Source organism: Acidiphilium cryptum JF-5 (assembly GCF_000016725.1).
Lineage (GTDB): Bacteria > Pseudomonadota > Alphaproteobacteria > Acetobacterales > Acetobacteraceae > Acidiphilium > Acidiphilium multivorum.
Map to the genome: position 1 here is coordinate 177,981 of NC_009484.1, position 17,062 is coordinate 195,042.

Consider the following 17,062-nt stretch of genomic DNA (forward strand, 5'->3'; position numbering starts at 1 on the left):
CCGCCTGACCCGTCCCGCATGACCGCCACGATCGCCGCGCCCCGCCTCCCGTTCATTCCCGAACGCCAGGGGGCGCGGCCGATGCACAAGCCGCTCCGCGTCGTCTCCGAATACGAACCCTCCGGCGACCAGCCGGGCGCGATCGCCGATCTCGTCCGCGGCGTGCGGCAGGGCGAGCGCGACCAGGTCCTGCTCGGCGTCACCGGTTCGGGCAAGACCTTCACGATGGCGAAGGTGATCGAGCAGGTGCAGCGCCCGGCGCTGATCCTCGCCCCCAACAAGACCCTTGCCGCCCAGCTCTATGCCGAGATGAAGTCGTTCTTCCCGGAAAACGCGGTGGAATACTTCGTCTCCTACTACGATTACTACCAGCCCGAAGCCTATGTCCCGCGCACCGACACCTACATAGAGAAGGACGCGCAGATCAACGAGGCGATCGACCGCATGCGCCACGCCGCCACCCAGGCGCTGCTCGAGCGCGGCGATGTCATCATCGTCGCCTCCGTCTCCTGCATCTACGGCATCGGCTCGGTCGAGACCTACAGCCAGATGGTCGTCCGCCTCGAAGTCGGCGGCTCGATCGACCGCGACCGTCTCGCCAAGGCGCTGGTCGAACTACAATACCGCCGCAACGACGCCGCTTTTCAGCGCGGCACCTTCCGCCTGCGCGGTGAAACGGTGGACATCTTCCCGAGCCAGTACGAGGACCGCGCCTGGCGTGTCACCCTGTTCGGCGACGAGATCGAGAGCATCGCCGAATTCGACCCGCTGACCGGCGAGAAGGTGACCGACCTGCCGGCCATCGCGATCTACGCCAACAGCCACTACGTCACCCCGCGCCCGACGCTCACCCAGGCGATCGGCAAGATCAAGGTGGAACTCCAGCAGCGGCTGCACGAATTCACCGAAACTGGCAAGCTGCTCGAGGCCGAGCGGCTGCAGCAGCGCACCACCTTCGACATCGAGATGATGGAAACCACAGGTTCCTGCAAGGGAATCGAAAACTATTCGCGCTATCTCTCCGGCCGCAATCCGGGCGATCCGCCGCCCACTCTGTTCGAATACCTGCCCGATAACGCGCTGCTCATCGTCGATGAGAGCCATGTCACCGTTCCGCAGATCGGCGGCATGTTCAAGGGTGACTTCGCGCGCAAGTCGATCCTCTCCGAATTCGGCTTCCGCCTGCCCTCCTGCATCGACAACCGGCCGCTGAAATTCGAGGAATGGGAGAGCTTCCGGCCGCAGACCGTGTTCGTCTCCGCCACGCCTGGGCCGTGGGAGATGGAGCGCACAGGCGGCGTCTTCGCCGAGCAGGTTATCCGCCCGACCGGCCTGGTCGATCCCGTCATCGATGTCCGCCCCGTCGAGCATCAGGTGGACGATCTTCTCGCCGAATGCCGCGCCACCTCGCAGGCCGGCGGCCGCGTGCTGGTGACCACGCTCACCAAGCGCATGGCCGAGGACCTCACCGAATACCTCACCGAAAACGGTGTTCGCGTGCGCTACCTGCATTCGGATGTCGACACGCTCGAACGCATCGAGATCATCCGCGATCTCCGGCTCGGCGCCTATGACGTTCTGGTCGGCATCAACCTGCTGCGCGAGGGGCTCGACATTCCCGAATGCATGCTCGTCGCCATTCTCGATGCCGACAAGGAGGGCTTCCTCCGCTCCGCGACCTCGCTGGTGCAGACGATCGGCCGCGCCGCCCGCAATGTCGATGGCCGGGTCATCCTTTATGCCGACACGATGACCCGCAGCCTCAAATACGCGATCGACGAAACCGAGCGCCGCCGCGCCAAGCAGACCGCGTGGAACGAGGCGCACGGCATCACGCCGCAAAGCGTGAAAAAGCAGATCGGCGAGATCATGCATTCGGTGTATGAACAGGATTACGTCACCGTCGCGCCGATCCGCGACAGCGGCGCTACCGAATTCGTCGGCAAGGATCTGAAGTCGACCATCGCAGAACTGGAGAAACGCATGCGTAACGCCGCGGCCGATCTGGAATTCGAGGAAGCCGCGCGGCTGCGCGACGAAATCAAGCGGCTCGAGGCGCTCGAACTCGGGCTGACGCCGCCGCCTGCACCGAGTTCGTCACCGCAGCGCAGGCCTCGCAACCGCACGCCCGAACCGCTCGGCCCCGGCGGCGGTGGATACGACCCCGACAAGCGGCGCGGCGGCCGCCGGAAGCGCGGCCCATGAAACCCGTCCTCACGGCAGCCCTGCTTGCCGCCCTGGCACTCCCCGCCGTTGCGGCCGCTGCCTCGCCGATCCACCTTGTCGGGCAGAATGCCACCTACACGCTCGCCCTTTCGAAAGTGCGCGGCCATTCCGTCACCGGCGCCACCGGCCGCCTCGAATTCGACGTGCGCAATACCTGCGACGCCTATACCGTCACCCAGAAGATGACGTTGCTGATCCGCAACCAGGATGGCACCCTGAGCCGCACCACCAGCGACTACGATACCTGGGAAGCGAAGAACGGCCACCGCTTCACCTTTCTGCTCCGCCAGGGCGACGGCAAGAAGATGGAGGTGCAGGATCAGGGTACTGCGGTGATGGGGCCGAAAGGCGGGGAGGTTACCTATCTCGTCCCGAAAGGCCGCACCGAAAAGCTTCCGCCCGGCACGCTGTTCCCGATGGCCCACACCAGGGCGATCCTTGAGGCCGCCGAAGCCGGAAAGCCCTATATCGATCCGCCGCTGTTCGATGGCACCTCGACCCATGGCGCCGAGCATACCTTCGTCGCCATTCTCGAGCGGCAGGCGGCGCATCACGACCGCTTCGCGCATCTGTCAAAACTGCCCTCGACCCTCGTCGATATCGGCTTCTGGCCGCGCACCGAAAAAGATGACGAACCGGATTTCCGCACGCAGATGCGCTATTTCACCAACGGCGTCTCGCGTGACGTGCGGCTCGATTTCGGTAATTTCGTGATGGACGGCAAGCTGACCGCGCTGACCATCCTGAAGGATACCTGTCCGTCCGGCAAAGCCGTCCCGTCGGCGCCAACGCCGAAAGGCTGAGACAGCGAACCCGTAAATGCCGAACCGCCGGTCAGTGTTCCTGGCCGGCGGTCTCGTTTGGGCGAACCCGTGCTTTCGTGGTTGAAGACCAGCGAGGGCGTCAGTTGCTGCCCTCGCCACCCTCCGTCGCCGTCGGCACTGGCGCAGGTGCCGGTTCGGCGCTCTTGCGGGTGCGCCGTGCCGGCGTCTTGGCGACAACAGGCTTCGCGGTGCGGCGGGTCGGTGTCGGCCGCGCGGCGCTGGTCGGCTTCCCGTTTGCTGTCTTGCGGGTCGTTGCCGCGGTCCGCTTCGCCTTCGGCGCGGCAGCCGTAGTGGACTTCGCAGCGGAGGCCTTCTTCGGTGCAGCCTTCACGGCGGTTGCCTTCGCTGCAGGCTTTGCCGCGGCCTTGGCGGTGGCGGCCTTCTTCGGCGCTGCCTTCGCGGCGGTCTTGGCCGGAGTCTTGGCAGGTGCGGCCTTGGCGGCGGCCGCCTTCTTCGGCGCAGCCTTCGCAGTCGCTGTTTTCGTGGCCGGCTTTGCGGCGGCCTTCGGCGCGGCAGTCTTCGCTGCCGGCTTCGCGGCCTTCGCGGGCGGCTTGGCGGCAGCCTTGGTCGCCGTCGGCTTCTTTGCGACGGCCTTTACTGTCGTCATTTTTGCAGGCACCGCCTTCGGCTTTGCCTTCGCCGCAGGCTTCGCTGCCACAGCTTTTGCCGCCGGCTTGGCAGCAGCCTTCGGTTTGGCCGTCTTTGTGCTGGCGCGCACGGCCAGGGCCTGTGCGCGGTCTTCGGTTTGTCTGGTCACGAGATTACTCCTTCGCTCGGGGTTACAGGGGACGCGATCGACCGGATGCGAAATGGAAACGAAAACCGGAAAACACGATGCCACAGCATGCGCTGTGACAGGGATGGAGCTTTGATAGGATCTCCATATGTTGTTAGCTCAACTGACGCCATCGTGGTCTTCATCATTCTGCCGGCAGTCTGTCCTTCGCTTCGAGGCCTGGCTTCGCTGGTTCGCTGCCAGCGACCGTCCTTCCCTTTCGCGTGCGATACTCGATTTGACCGATCGGCTATTGACAGAATTGCGACGCGAATCGCGCGGCGCACGCAATTTCCGCTATCCACCGTATGAATGTGAAATGTCAACAAAAAGCATCGCGAATTCCATAGACTGACCGATTTTTTTTTCTGTCGTCATCCGCGCAACACGTTTCGTGCATCCGCCTTGACTGTCGAGCGCATTATCGTGCCGGTTCCGTGCGCGCGCCACGTCTGTCGGACCAACTGCGCGAAACACTTGCGCCGCGGCCGGATCAGTCCGATCATGCAGCCGTCTGGAGATGGTTCCAGACCTTGCCGTGGGAATGCCGGCCGTGGTCGAAGACACCGAGATCAACTGGATCGCATCGCGTCAGCGGACGAGATCTGCGGTTGCCATGCCGGGGTGGCGCACGGCCATCGGTCGCGGCATCCGCATGCGTTGCCCGTCATGCGGCAAGGTTTCCGCTTTTGAAGGATATCTCAGGGTCCGTCGCGAATGCCCGATCTGCGCCGCGCCGCTCGGCCGGGTGCCGTGCGACGACGCGCCGATCTATCTTACGCTTGTCATCGCCCTGCACATCGTGATCCTGTCGATGGTGCTGGCAGACGAGGATGGCGGCATGAGTTGGGTGGAGTCGCTCGTCATCTTCGTGCCGCTCGCGCTCGCTCTTCTTCTTCTGCTGTTGCGGCCAGTGAAGGGAGCGACGCTTGCGATCATGCTCAAGGTCAATCTCCTGCGTCCTGCAGCAATCCGGGCGACGCCGGGCAATGGCTGACGGCGCGGCGGAAATCCGCGGCCGCCTGCGTCGCGTCGTGCTCGACGAGGATATCGGCGGCGCGCTCTCGCCGATGCAGGAGGCCGACCGCAACCAGGCGATCGCCGATCTAGCCGCTGACAACCGTTTCGCCCTCGGCACACATCCCGACGCCGTCACGATCCTTCACCTTTCCGTGCAGGATGGCCGCCTCGTCTTCGACGTGCGCGACGAGGCCGATGAAACGTTGCAAACCCTCGTCCTCGCACCCGGCCCATTCCGCTCGATGATCCGCGACTACCAGATGCTGCTCGACAGCTACGCGACCGCGGTCGCTGAAGGCCGCGAGGCACGCATCCAGGCGATCGACATGGGCCGTCGCGGCCTGCACAACGAGGGCGCCGAACTCGTGATGGCGCGGCTCGACGGCAAGGTGCTGCTCGATTTCGACACCGCCCGCCGCCTCTTCACCCTCATCTGTGCGCTGCATCGTCGCGCGTAAGCGCGCCAAACCATCGCGCATAAGCGCGCGGAATCATCGTGCATGAGCGCGTCATGCGTGCATGGCGATTGACGCGGCAACCCGCCTCGCGCCAGATCGGCAGAAGCAGACTCGAGGTGAGAGATGAAAATCGACGGCACGCCCTATCGTTCGATCTGGGTCGACGACGCCGACCGCTGGTCGGTCCGGATCATCGACCAGACCAAGCTTCCTTGGGCCATCGAGATTCCCCGGCTGACCACGCCCGAGCAGATCGCGCATGCGATCAGCGCGATGCTCGTGCGCGGCGCCCCGTTGATCGGCGCCACCGCCGCCTATGGCGTCGCACTGGCCATGCGCGCCGATCCGTCGGACGAAGCGCTGGAGACGGTCGTGCCCATGCTCGCCGCGACGCGGCCGACCGCGATCAATCTCCGCTGGGCGCTGATGCGGATGCAGCGCGCGCTCTCCGCGCATCCGCCCGCCGAGCGCGCCGATGCCGCTTATGCCGAGGCCGCCGCGATCTGCGACGAGGATGTGGCGACCAACCGCGCCATCGGCGAGCACGGTCTCGGCCTCATCCGCGCCCGCGCGCAGGGCCGCCGCCGCGTCAACATTCTCACCCATTGCAATGCCGGCTGGATCGCGACGGTCGACTGGGGCACCGCGCTCGCGCCGATCTACATGGCGCACGACGCCGGCATCGATGTTCACGTCCTCGTCGATGAAACCCGCCCGCGCAACCAGGGTTTCTCGCTCACCGCCTGGGAACTCGGCAAGCATGGCGTGCCGCACACGGTGATCGTCGACAATGCCGGCGGCCATTTCATGCAGCGCGGCGAGGTCGACATGGTCATCGTCGGCACCGACCGTGTCACCCGCGCCGGCGATGTCGCCAACAAGATCGGCACCTACCTGAAGGCGCTCGCCGCGCGCGACAATGGCGTGCCATTCTACGTGGCGCTGCCCTCCTCGACGATCGACTGGACGATCGCCGATGGGCTCGGCTCGATCCCGATCGAGGAACGCGCCCCGGCAGAGGTCACCACCATCACCGGCCGCGCGCTCGACGGTTCGATGCTGACGGTCCGCATCGTCCCCAAGGACAGCACTGCCGCCAACCCCGCCTTCGACGTTACCCCCGCGCGCCTCGTCTCCGGCCTCATCACCGAGCGCGGCATCTGTGCGGCGAACGAGCGGGCACTGGCCGCGATGTTCCCCGACCAGGCGCTGCAGACGGCGGCGTGAGCACGGCGGCGCTTCGCCGTCTCGGTCTCGTCGCGATCCTCGCCGCGCTGGCGGGTTGTGCGGCGCGGCCGGACGCGCACGCGCCGCCCTTCGCCAACAAGCCCTATGCCGCGTTCTCCCGCGGTGCCGCCATCCGCATCGCCGAAGGCGAATGGCGCTACTGGGGCAGCCCCGTCATCGACGGCCCCGCCGATGACGAACCCGTGTTATCGCCCCCCGCGCTGCAGGAGCGCGACAATGCCGGCTGGCAGGAAGTCGGGCTCTACTGGTGGATCGGCATGAACGCTGGCCATCCCGAAGATCGCTGGACCGGCAAGCACGACGCGGCGGGGCGCGTCTTTCCCCGCGCGGTGAACGGAAGCTACGCCTGGTCCGCCGCCTTCATCTCCTATGTCATGCGCATGGCCGGTGCCGGCCCGCGCTTCCCCTACGCGGCGGACCATGCACGTTATATCGACGCCGCCTGGCGTGCCGCCCATGACGGCGCGAAACATCCCGAACTCCTCGCCGAAAATCCCGAAACCCACGCGCCCGCGCCCGGTGACCTCATCTGCGCCGGCCGCGCCAGCGCTGCCCACATCACTTATGCCGATCTTCCCACCAGGGGATATTTTCCCGCACATTGCGCCATCGTCGTCGCCGCCACACCGTCGGAACTTTCCGTCATCGGCGGCAATGTCGACAACACGGTGGCACTTACCCATGTCCCGCTCACCGCGAGCGGCACCCTCCTGCACCGCGACGGCACGATCGTCGATCCGCGGTATGACTGGTTCGTCGTGCTGCGCGTGCTGTACCGGCGCGATTGAACTATAGAGGCGCGATGGCCCGCACCCCATCCCCCGACGGCGATCTTTTCGGCGAGGCCGCGACCGCGCAGACATCCGCCCCGCGCGGCGCGGTGCCGCTGGCCGAGCGCCTGCGCCCGCACGAACTCGCCGAGGTGATCGGCCAGCCGCATCTCGTCGGGCCGGACGGCACGCTCACCCGCATGCTCGAACGCGGCAGCCTCGCCTCGCTCATCCTCTGGGGCCCGCCCGGCGTCGGCAAGACGACCATCGCCCGCCTGCTGGCCGACCGCGCCGGCCTCGTCTTCGTCCAGATCTCCGCCGTGTTCTCCGGTGTCGCCGATCTCAAGCGCGTCTTCGAGGAGGCCGCCCGCCGCCGCCGCACCGGCGCGCGCACGCTGCTCTTCGTCGACGAGATCCACCGCTTCAACCGCGCCCAGCAGGACGGGTTCCTGCCCGTGGTCGAAGAGGGCACCATCACGCTTGTCGGCGCGACCACCGAAAACCCGTCCTTCGAGCTGAACGGCGCGCTGCTCTCCCGCTGCCAGGTCCTCGTCCTCCGCCGCCTCGACGACGATGCGCTGGAACAGCTGCTGCGCCGGGCCGAAGCAGTGACGGCGCGCAAGCTCGCCCTCACCGATGCCGCCCGCGCGGCACTCCGTGCGATGGCGGATGGCGATGGCCGCGCCATCCTCAACATGGCCGAGCAGCTCTTCGCCGCGAATCCGTCGGCACCGCTCGACGAAGCGGCACTCGCCACCATCATCGCCCGCCGCGCCGCCCTCTACGATCGCGACCGCGAGGAGCACTACAACCTCATTTCCGCCCTGCACAAATCGATGCGCGGCTCCGACCCCGACGCCGCGCTCTACTGGTATGCCCGCATGCTCGCCGGCGGCGAGGACCCGCGCTACATCGCCCGCCGCCTGACCCGCTTCGCCGTCGAGGATATCGGCCTCGCCGATCCGGGTGCGCTCACCCAGGCCATCGCCGCCTGGGAGGCCTATGAGCGGCTCGGCAGCCCGGAGGGCGATCTTGCCATCGCCCAGCTCGTGCTCTACCTCGCGACGGCTCCGAAATCGAACGCCGCCTACCGTGCCTTCGGCGCCGCCCGCCGCGCCGCCCAGGCCACCGGCAGCCTGATGCCGCCCGCCCATATCCTCAACGCTCCCACGAAGCTCATGAAAAACCTCGGCTACGGCGCCGGCTACGAATACGACCACGACAGCGAAGAGGCCTTTTCCGGCCAGACCTATTTCCCCGACGGCATGAGCCGCGAAACCTTCTACCGCCCCGCCGGACGCGGCGCCGAACAGGAGATCAAGCGCCGCCTGCTGCACTGGGCCAAACTCAGGGAGGACCGCGAATGAGCGTCCGCATCGTCACCGTTGGGCCCGACCAGGCCGACATGCGGCTCGACCGCTTTCTTCGTAGCCTGCATCCAGGCCTCACCCAGGGGGCGATCCAGAAATTCTGCCGGACCGGGCAGGTGAGGGTGGACGGCAAGCGCGCCGAGGCCTCGACCCATCTCGCCGCCGGCCAGGCGGTGCGGATTCCGCCGGTGCCCGAAACCCCGGCGCCGAAACCGCGCCAGACGGTCGTGGCCAATGAATGGGACGTCAAGGAGCTGAACGCCCGCATCCTGCACCGCGATGCCGACGTGCTGGTGATCGACAAGCCCGCCGGCCTCGCCACCCAGGGCGGCAAGGGTATCGCCAGGCATCTCGACGGCATGCTCGACGCGCTCCGCTTCGACGCCGCCGAACGCCCCCGCCTCGTCCACCGGCTCGACCGCGACACGTCCGGCGTGCTCGTCCTCGCCCGCAACGCCTTCGCCGCCAACCGCCTCGCCGCGGCCTTCCGCGGCCGCGACATGGAAAAGACCTATTGGGCCATCGTCGTCGGCCTGCCGATCCCGATGGAAGGCCAGATCGACCTGCCGCTCGCCCGCATCGGCGGCGCGCAGGGCGCGCGCACCCGCCCCGCCGACCGCGACGACGAGGATGCCGCGAAAGCAATCACCGACTACCGCACCCTCGACCATGCCGGGCGGAAATTCTCCTGGCTCGAACTGCATCCGCTCACCGGCCGCACCCACCAGTTGCGCGCCCATTGCGCCGCAATCGGCACGCCGATCCTCGGCGATGCCCCCTATGGCGAGCACCTCGCCTTCGCCGAGGGGTTCCCCCGCCAGCTGCATCTGCACGCCCGCCGCCTGGTCCTGCCGCATCCGCGCGGCGGCCGGCTCAGCGTCGAGGCGGAACTGCCGGCGCACATGAAAACCACCTTCGCGACACTCGGGTTCACCGCGCCGCACGCCACCCCGGCCCGGCGCGGCTGACGGAGAGATATCACGAGATCGTGAGTCTCGTCGTTCCTTTGGCGGCATGGCGCATCCATGCACATGCCCCTATCTCCTGAAATGATGGAGGAGCGACGATTTCGCAGCGTGAAGCGCGGCTTTCCGCGTATTCCGCCCGGTTTTGTGCATGTCATGGGGCTTGCCGTCGCCGCCGGCGCGCTGGTCCCCGTGCCCACCGTCCGCGCCGCCGATCCGCAACCCTACGACGTGACCTTCGTCCCCACCGGCGACGCGCCGCTCGACAAGCTGATCCGCCAGAGCTCGAGCCTCGAAACCCTGCGCCGCAAGCTCGAGGTCGGTCCCTTCGCGCTGATCGCCCGTGCCCGTGCCGACCGCAAGACTTTCCTCACTGTGCTGGAAAGCGAGGGCTACGATTCCGGCAAGGTGACCATCACGATCGACGGCCATACCCTGTCCGATCCCGCCCTGCCCGACCTGCTGCGCAAGGCGCCGGCCAGCCCGCCCGCGCGCGTCCGCGTGGCGATCGCGAAAGGCCCGCTCTACCATGTCGGCGCGGTCAGTACGCCCGGCCTCGCCGATCCCGCCGCCGCCGCCGCACTCGGCGTGAGTCCGGGCGAACCCGCCACCGCAGCCCCCCTCGTCGGCGCTGCCGTCCGGCTGGAAACGAGGCTGCGCAATCTTGGTTACGCCTTCGCGAAGGTCTCCCCGCCCGTGGCCGAGGCCGATGACGCGACGCACACGCTTTCTGTCACCTATCCGGTCTCGATGGGTCCGCGCGTCGATGTCGGCAGCATCACCTTCACCGGCATGCAACGGATGAACGGCCGCTTCATGGCCCGGCACATCGCGCTCAAGCCTGGCCAGCGCTACAGCCAGAAGGCGCTGGACGCCTCGCGCGACCAGTTGCTCGGCCTCGGCGTGTTTTCCTCCGTCACCGCCAGCACGGCCGCCGCGCCGCGTCCCGCCGGCCAGGTGCCGGTCACCTTCACGGTGCGCGAGCGCAAGCGCCACACCGTCGCCCTCGGCGCTTCATATTCCTCCGATCTCGGCATCGATGCCAATGTCTCCTGGACCGACCGCGACCTGTTCGGCGAGGCGCAGAGCCTCACCTTGTCGCTCGGCGCCACCGGCATCGCCGGCAGCGGCCGCAGCCAGACAGCGACTTTCGGCAAGCATACTTACGTCGTCGCCCCTGGCTACGATGCGAAGGCGACCTACCGCGTGCCCGATTTCATCCGGCCCGGCCAGTCGCTCGTTGCCACGATCGAGGCGCTGAAACAATACCTGCCCGCCTACAGCCGCACCGCCTTTCTTGGCAGCGCCGCCATCGCCCATCCGCTCGCCCCGCATCTGACGCTCGACTACGGCGCCGGCTTCGTTTTCGAGAAGGTGAACCAGCAGGGAGTCAGCCGTACCTACCGCCTGCTCCAGCTTCCCGTGACCCTGTCCTACAACACGGCGAATTCGCTCCTCAATCCCACACGCGGTGTGAAGCTCGCACTGCACGTCACCCCAACGCTCGCCCTCGGTGCCGGCGCAAAACCCTTCGTCATCACCGAACTTACTGGCAGCACCTACATCAATCTCGAAGCTCCCGGCCGCGGCGTGCTGGCGCTGCACGGCGTGCTCGGCCGCATCTTCGGCGCCTCGCAATTCCAGATTCCGCCCGACCAGCGCTTCTACGCCGGCGGCACCGGCACCGTGCGCGGCTTCACCTACCAGACCGTCGGCCCGCTCTTCCCCGATGGCATTCCCGAGGGCGGCACCGCGATCGACGCACTGGAGACCGAATTCCGTCAGCGCATCGGCAAGCATTTCGGCGTCGCCCCCTTCATCGATGCCGGCCAGGTCTCGGCCAACGGCACACCCTTCACCGGCACGCTGCGCGTCGGTGCCGGTCTCGGCCTGCTCTACTACACCGGCATCGGCCCGCTGCGCGTCGATGTCGGCGTCCCGCTCAACCGCGCACCCGGCAGTTCCTCCTTCGCCGTCTATATCGGTCTCGGACAGGCCTTCTGATGCGCCGGGTCTTCAAAGTCATCCTGTGGATCGTCGCCATCCTGATCGCCCTGCCGGTCCTTGCCGTCCTCGCGCTCGACATCGCGCTGAACACCGGCGCCGGCCGCAACTTCGCCACGCACGAAATCAACGCGCTCTCCGGCGGCACGGTCAGGATCACCGGCCTCGCCGGCCATTTCCCGAAATATATCGCGGCACGGCGCATCGCGATCGCTGACCGCAAAGGCCGGTATCTCGTGATCGACGATGCCGTCCTTCGCTGGTCGCCATTTTCGCTCTTGCACCGCATGATCGACATCAGCGACCTCACCGCGAAGCGCATCGACATCCTGCGCCAGCCGGTCCCCGCGGCCGCGAAACCGAAGCCGAAACCATCCGCCGCGAGCGGCATCCCGAAAGTCGCGCTGGTTCTTGGCCATCTTGAAATCGGCCGCCTTGCCATCGCGAAACCCGTGCTCGGCCACGCGCTGGCGCTGAAGATCACGGGCCACGCCCGGGCGAAGTCGCTTGAGACCATCGCCGCCGAGATTGACGCCACCTCACTTGCCGGCCCCGGCACCTACCGCCTCGCCGCGACCCTCGATGCCAACAGGGTGAACGCGCATCTCACCGTCCACGAACCGCCTGGCGGCCCCATCGCCGCCTTCGCCGGCATCGCCAGCCAGCCCGATCTCGCGAAGAAGCCGGTCGATCTCTCGCTGACCATCGCCGGTCCGCGCGACCATGCCGCCCTCCGGTTCGCCAGCGCCCTCGGCGACCTCAAGGCGCGCGGCACCGGCACGGTCGACCTCTCGCAAACCGCCCCCGGCGGCGATCTCACCATCACCATTCCCGAACTCGCGCCCTATGCCGCCCTCGGCAAGCAGACGCTCGGCGGCCGCACCGTCCTGCACGTCGTCGCGAAGCATCAGCGCGGCGCCACGACACTTCACTTCGACGACACGGTCGAGATCACGAAGGCGACGAAACCGGTCCCCGTCCTGGTCGGCAAACGCGCCATGCTCGCGGGCGATTTCACCCTTGCCGGCGGCAAAACCACCATCCACAGCCTGACGCTCGACATGGCCGCCCTGAAGGTGAAACTCGCCGGCACCGCAACAAGGTTGCATGTCGCCCTCAAGGGCACGCTCATCCAGCCTGATATTGGTCTGGTCGATCCGCAACTCGCCGGCCACGTCACCGAAAACCTCGCCATCGACGGCCCGACCGACAATCTCGCCCTGCACGGTACGGTCGACGGTCTCGTGACCGCGAAGGGCGTGAAATCCGGCCCGTTCCATGTCACCATCGACGCCACCCATTTGCCCGGCGCGCCGCAGGGAAACCTCACGGGCACTGGCTCGCTCTACGATTCCCCGCTCTCGCTCAGCGCCGCCTTCGCCCGCAGCGCCGCCGGCGCGGTCGATCTTGACCTGAAGACCCTGTCCTGGAAATCGCTGCGCGGGCAGGGGCGCATCACCCGCGCCCCGGGCGCGATGCTGCCGGACGGCGCGATGCACCTCGCCATGGCCCGTCTCGCCGATCTCGCCCCGCTGCTGCACATGAAGCTCGCCGGCGCGTTCACCGCCGATTTCACCCACAAATCCGGCCAGCCCGCTGCCATCGCGCTCACCGCCAGCCACCTGACCGACGGCAGGACCGCCTCGCTCCGCGCCGCGCGGATCGACGCAACGATCGACCATCTTGCCCAGACCCCCGCGATCGACGCCACCGCGACCCTCACCGGCGTCGATACCAAGGCGGCAGCCGGCAACCTCACCCTCACCGCCAAGGGCAGCGAGACCGCGCTCGCCGTCACCGCCGCGGGCCGCTTCGCGCGCCTCGCCGGCAAGCCAGCGCAGCTCGATCTCGGTGCCATGCTCGATGGCAAGACCCGCACCATCCGCCTAGCGAAACTCGACGCCGCCGCCCGCGGCGTCACCGCTCGCCTGCTTGGCCCGGCCACCATCAGCGCCGGTACGACCACCTCGATCCGCCATCTCGCCTTGGCCCTGGGCGGCCTCGGCGGTGCGGCGCGGATCACCGCTGACGGCACCATCCGTCCGGCACTCGACCTTGCCGCGAAAATCACCAACCTCCCCGCCGGCATCGCCCGCGCCGCCGATCCGAAACTCGCCGCCACCGGCCTGCTCGACGCCACCGCCCATCTCACCGGCACGCTCGCCGCCCCCACCGGCACGATCGCGCTGCAGGGCAGGGGGCTCGGCCTCGCCACCGGCCCCGGCGCGAAGCTGCCCCGCGCAACCCTCGCCGCCCGCGAGACCCTGCTCGGTCACGCCCTGCGCGGCACCATCGCCGCAACCCTCGGCTCCGCCCGCCTCAGCCTTCACGGCACCGCCCCGCTCGCGCTCACCGGCCCGATGGACCTGTCGTTCCGGCTCGACAATCTCTCGGCCTCTTTGCTCCATGCGGCCGACCCGAAACTCGCCGCCTCCGGCATCATCACCGCCCGCGCCCGTCTCACCGGCACGCCGCGCGCGCCGCGCGGCACGGTCGATCTTGCGGCGAAGTCCATGCGCCTGCTCACCGGCCCGGCCTCGTCGCTGCCGCCTGCCGATCTCACCGTCCATGAAACCCTGCTCGGCCAGAGCGTCCGCGGCACCGCGCGCCTTGCCCTCGGCAACCGGGCCGACCTCACACTCGCTGGCACTGCGCCGCTCTCGGCGGCGGGGAAGATCGACCTCGCCCTGAACGGCCGTACTGATCTCCGCCTGGTCGACCCGCTTACCGCCGCCGGCGGCACCGTGGTCGGTGGCATCCTGACACCCGATCTCCGGGTCACCGGCACGCTAGCCGCGCCAGGCGCCGCCGGCACGCTCACCCTTGCCGGCGGCCGGGTGCAGAACATTGCCAGCGGGCTCGACCTGTCGGCGATCGACGCCACGATCACCGCTGCTGGCCGCACCATCCGGCTCGACCGTCTCTCGGCCAAGGCCGGAGTCGGCACGATCGACGGTTCCGGCACGTTCGGCCTCGCGAAGCCGATGCCGGTCGATCTGCGGATCGCCTTCCATCACGCGAGTCCGATCGCGAGCGACATCCTGACCGAGCGCCTCGGCGGCGCGCTCAGCCTCACCGGCGACATCGACACCGGCACCAGGCTCGCCGGCACCATCGCGATCGAGACGGCGAATATTCAGATCCCGCAAGGCCTGCCGCCCTCGGTGGTCAAGCTCGACATCCGGCGCAAGGGCGCACGTCCTCCGCCTCCCGCCGCGCCCGCGCCCCCCGTGGCGCTCGACCTCACGGTCGATGCCCGCAACGAGGTGTTCGTGCGCGGCAAGGGCCTGTTCGCCAATCTCGGCGGGCGGCTGCATGTCGGCGGCACGCTCGCCTCGCCCCAGCCGACGGGCGGCTTCCACCTGATCCGCGGCTATTTCAATCTCGGTGGCCAGACGCTGAACCTCAGCCGTGGCACCGTCCGGTTCAATGGCAACGGCGTGATGCCGGTGATCGACCTCGAGGTGAGCGGCACCGCCTCGGACGGCACCGTCTCAACCCTGGCGCTCACCGGCGAGGCGAGCGCGCCGAAGATCACCCTCTCCAGCACACCCTCGCTGCCATCGGACGAGGTGCTGGCGCATCTGCTCTACGGTTCCAGCACGCAGAATCTCTCGGCGCTGCAGGCGGCTTCGCTCGCAGCCTCGCTGGCCGAACTCGCCGGAATCGGCGGCGGCGGGCCGGATGTGGTCGGCGGACTGCGCAGTGCGCTCGGGCTCGACCAGCTTTCGATCGGCGGCGGCACCAGCGCGCCGACGATCAATGCCGGCCGTTACGTCGCCCCCGGCGTCTATGTCGGCGCCCAGCAATCCGCGACCGGCGGCGGCACCGGCGCGAAAGTCGAGATCAATCTCTACAAGGGCCTGAAACTGAAAACCGAAGTGCAGTCGAACAGCGGCACCGGCGGCACCACCGGCCCCGGCGAGTCGGTCGGCCTGACCTATCAGTTCGATTACTGAACGGGTGCGCCCAGAGCACTTCCCGATCCTCCGGGATCGGAAAGTGCTCCATCCAATTGATAAATTGAGCATCTTTATCCGATCAGATGATTCCATCCGATCGGATGATACTTTAGCCGCGCAGAATGGTCCGCCCGGCGAAGCGACCCGCGATGTCGAGTTCCGCCTCGATGCGGATCAGCTGGTTATACTTCGCCACCCGGTCCGACCGCGCCAGCGACCCGGTCTTGATCTGCCCGGCATTGGTCGCCACCGCGATATCGGCGATGGTCGCATCCTCGGTCTCGCCCGAACGATGGCTGATCACCGCCGTCATCCCCGCCCGCTGCGCCAGTTCCACCGCTTCCAGCGTCTCGCTCAGCGTGCCGATCTGGTTCACCTTGATCAGGATCGAATTGGCCGACTTCGCCGCGATCCCGCGCCGCAGCCGTGTCGGGTTGGTGACGAACAGATCGTCGCCCACCACCTGCATGGCGCCGCCGAGTGTGCTTGTGAAATGCGCCCAGCCCTCCCAGTCATCCTCTGAAAGCGGATCCTCGACCGAGATGATCGGAAAGCTCTTCGCTAGTGCCGCGATATAGTCGGTCATCCCCCCGGCATCGAGCACCTTGCCCTCGCCCTCAAGGTGATACCTGCCGTCCTTGTAGAATTCGGTCGCCGCGCAATCGAGCGCGAAGGCAATGTCCTCGCCGGCCCGGTATCCAGCAGCCTCGACGGCGCGCGTCATGAAGCCCAGCGCCTCCTCGGCCGATTTCAGCCCAGGCGCGAACCCGCCCTCATCACCGACATTGGTGTTGTGCCCGGCATCGTGCAGGATCTTCTTCAGCGCCTGGAATACTTCCGAGCCCATCCGCACCGCCTCGGCGATGCTCGCGGCCCCCACCGGCTGGATCATGAATTCCTGGATGTCGATCGGGTTGTCCGCGTGCTTGCCACCATTGATGATGTTCATCATCGGCACTGGCAGGGTGCGGGCATAGACTCCGCCGAGATAGCGGTAGAGCGGCAGCCCGATCTCGTCCGCCGCCGCCTTGGCGACGGCGAGCGAAACGCCGAGAATCGCATTCGCCCCCAGGCGGGCCTTGTTGGGCGTCCCGTCGAGATCAATCATCGTCTCGTCGATTGCGACCTGCTCGCTGGCATCCATCCCGCCGATCGCATCGAAGATCTCGCCCTCGACCGCCTCGACCGCGCGTTGCACGCCCTTGCCGCCGAACCGCGCCGGCTCACCATCGCGCAACTCGACGGCCTCATGCGCCCCGGTCGAGGCACCGGAGGGCACAGCGGCGCGTCCCATCGCGCCCGAATCCAGGATGACATCGACCTCGACGGTCGGATTGCCGCGGCTGTCGAGAATTTCCCGTGCGGTGATATCGGCGATGGCGCTCATCTGATCTCCCCTTTTGCAGTGCAACCGGGGCATACGCGCAAGGGCGGCCCGGC

Annotated in this window: 12 protein-coding genes; 11 read left to right on the plus strand and 1 reads right to left on the minus strand. The window is 67.6% G+C overall.

The annotated features are described in order from the left end of the window. Positions 1–18: 18 nt before the first annotated feature. From uvrB to ACRY_RS20355, 11 genes are all read left to right on the plus strand, one after another. Positions 19–2,205, plus strand: coding sequence for an excinuclease ABC subunit UvrB (gene uvrB / locus ACRY_RS03215; protein ID WP_011941316.1), 2,187 nt, complete (start codon positions 19–21; stop codon positions 2,203–2,205). Then, positions 2,202–3,029, plus strand: coding sequence for a cell envelope integrity EipB family protein (locus ACRY_RS03220; RefSeq protein WP_011941317.1), 828 nt, complete (start codon positions 2,202–2,204; stop codon positions 3,027–3,029). Before uvrB ends, ACRY_RS03220 begins: the two co-directional genes overlap by 4 nt. Positions 3,030–3,217: 188 nt before the next feature. Next, positions 3,218–3,922 (plus strand): hypothetical protein, encoded by a 705-nt coding sequence (locus ACRY_RS20350; RefSeq protein WP_154653519.1) that lies wholly within the window; start codon positions 3,218–3,220, stop codon positions 3,920–3,922. A gap of 447 nt (positions 3,923–4,369) precedes the next feature. Beyond that, entirely contained in the window at positions 4,370–4,822 is a 453-nt protein-coding gene (locus tag ACRY_RS03230) for a DUF983 domain-containing protein (protein ID WP_231295403.1), read from the plus strand. Next, positions 4,815–5,303 (plus strand): UPF0262 family protein, encoded by a 489-nt coding sequence (locus ACRY_RS03235; RefSeq protein WP_007423040.1) that lies wholly within the window; start codon positions 4,815–4,817, stop codon positions 5,301–5,303. The genes ACRY_RS03230 and ACRY_RS03235 overlap by 8 nt, the downstream gene beginning before the upstream one ends. A 123-nt stretch (positions 5,304–5,426) precedes the next feature. After that, positions 5,427–6,530, plus strand: coding sequence for an S-methyl-5-thioribose-1-phosphate isomerase (gene mtnA / locus ACRY_RS03240; RefSeq protein WP_007423039.1), 1,104 nt, complete (start codon positions 5,427–5,429; stop codon positions 6,528–6,530). Beyond that, on the plus strand, positions 6,527–7,339 hold the full coding sequence (locus tag ACRY_RS03245; RefSeq protein WP_011941320.1) for a DUF2272 domain-containing protein: 813 nt from the start codon (positions 6,527–6,529) through the stop codon (positions 7,337–7,339). Before mtnA ends, ACRY_RS03245 begins: the two co-directional genes overlap by 4 nt. A 14-nt stretch (positions 7,340–7,353) precedes the next feature. Then, complete coding sequence (locus ACRY_RS03250) at positions 7,354–8,688, plus strand: replication-associated recombination protein A (RefSeq protein WP_011941321.1); 1,335 nt, start codon at positions 7,354–7,356, stop codon at positions 8,686–8,688. Then, positions 8,685–9,659 carry an RluA family pseudouridine synthase gene (locus ACRY_RS03255; protein ID WP_007423036.1) on the plus strand — a complete coding sequence of 325 codons (975 nt, stop codon included), beginning with the start codon at positions 8,685–8,687 and terminating at the stop codon, positions 9,657–9,659. The genes ACRY_RS03250 and ACRY_RS03255 overlap by 4 nt, the downstream gene beginning before the upstream one ends. Before the next feature lie 108 nt (positions 9,660–9,767). Then, on the plus strand, positions 9,768–11,660 hold the full coding sequence (locus ACRY_RS03260) for an autotransporter assembly complex protein TamA (RefSeq protein ID WP_231295325.1): 1,893 nt from the start codon (positions 9,768–9,770) through the stop codon (positions 11,658–11,660). Then, on the plus strand, positions 11,660–15,619 hold the full coding sequence (locus ACRY_RS20355; protein ID WP_011941323.1) for a translocation/assembly module TamB domain-containing protein: 3,960 nt from the start codon (positions 11,660–11,662) through the stop codon (positions 15,617–15,619). The genes ACRY_RS03260 and ACRY_RS20355 overlap by 1 nt, the downstream gene beginning before the upstream one ends. 112 nt (positions 15,620–15,731) lie before the next feature. On the opposite strand, the gene eno is transcribed toward ACRY_RS20355, so the two are convergent. After that, complete coding sequence (eno, locus tag ACRY_RS03270; RefSeq protein WP_011941324.1) at positions 15,732–17,009, minus strand: phosphopyruvate hydratase; 1,278 nt, start codon at positions 17,007–17,009, stop codon at positions 15,732–15,734. Positions 17,010–17,062: the final 53 nt, after the last annotated feature.

Coding starts and splice junctions, on each gene's coding strand:
- mtnA (WP_007423039.1), top strand. CDS start 5,427: ATGAAAATCGACGGCACGCCCTATCGTTCGATCTGGGTCGACGACGCC.
- ACRY_RS03250 (WP_011941321.1), top strand. CDS start 7,354: ATGGCCCGCACCCCATCCCCCGACGGCGATCTTTTCGGCGAGGCCGCG.
- ACRY_RS03230 (WP_231295403.1), top strand. CDS start 4,370: ATGCCGGCCGTGGTCGAAGACACCGAGATCAACTGGATCGCATCGCGT.
- ACRY_RS03255 (WP_007423036.1), top strand. CDS start 8,685: ATGAGCGTCCGCATCGTCACCGTTGGGCCCGACCAGGCCGACATGCGG.
- ACRY_RS03235 (WP_007423040.1), top strand. CDS start 4,815: ATGGCTGACGGCGCGGCGGAAATCCGCGGCCGCCTGCGTCGCGTCGTG.
- uvrB (WP_011941316.1), top strand. CDS start 19: ATGACCGCCACGATCGCCGCGCCCCGCCTCCCGTTCATTCCCGAACGC.
- ACRY_RS20355 (WP_011941323.1), top strand. CDS start 11,660: ATGCGCCGGGTCTTCAAAGTCATCCTGTGGATCGTCGCCATCCTGATC.
- ACRY_RS03220 (WP_011941317.1), top strand. CDS start 2,202: ATGAAACCCGTCCTCACGGCAGCCCTGCTTGCCGCCCTGGCACTCCCC.
- eno (WP_011941324.1), bottom strand. CDS start 17,009: ATGAGCGCCATCGCCGATATCACCGCACGGGAAATTCTCGACAGCCGC.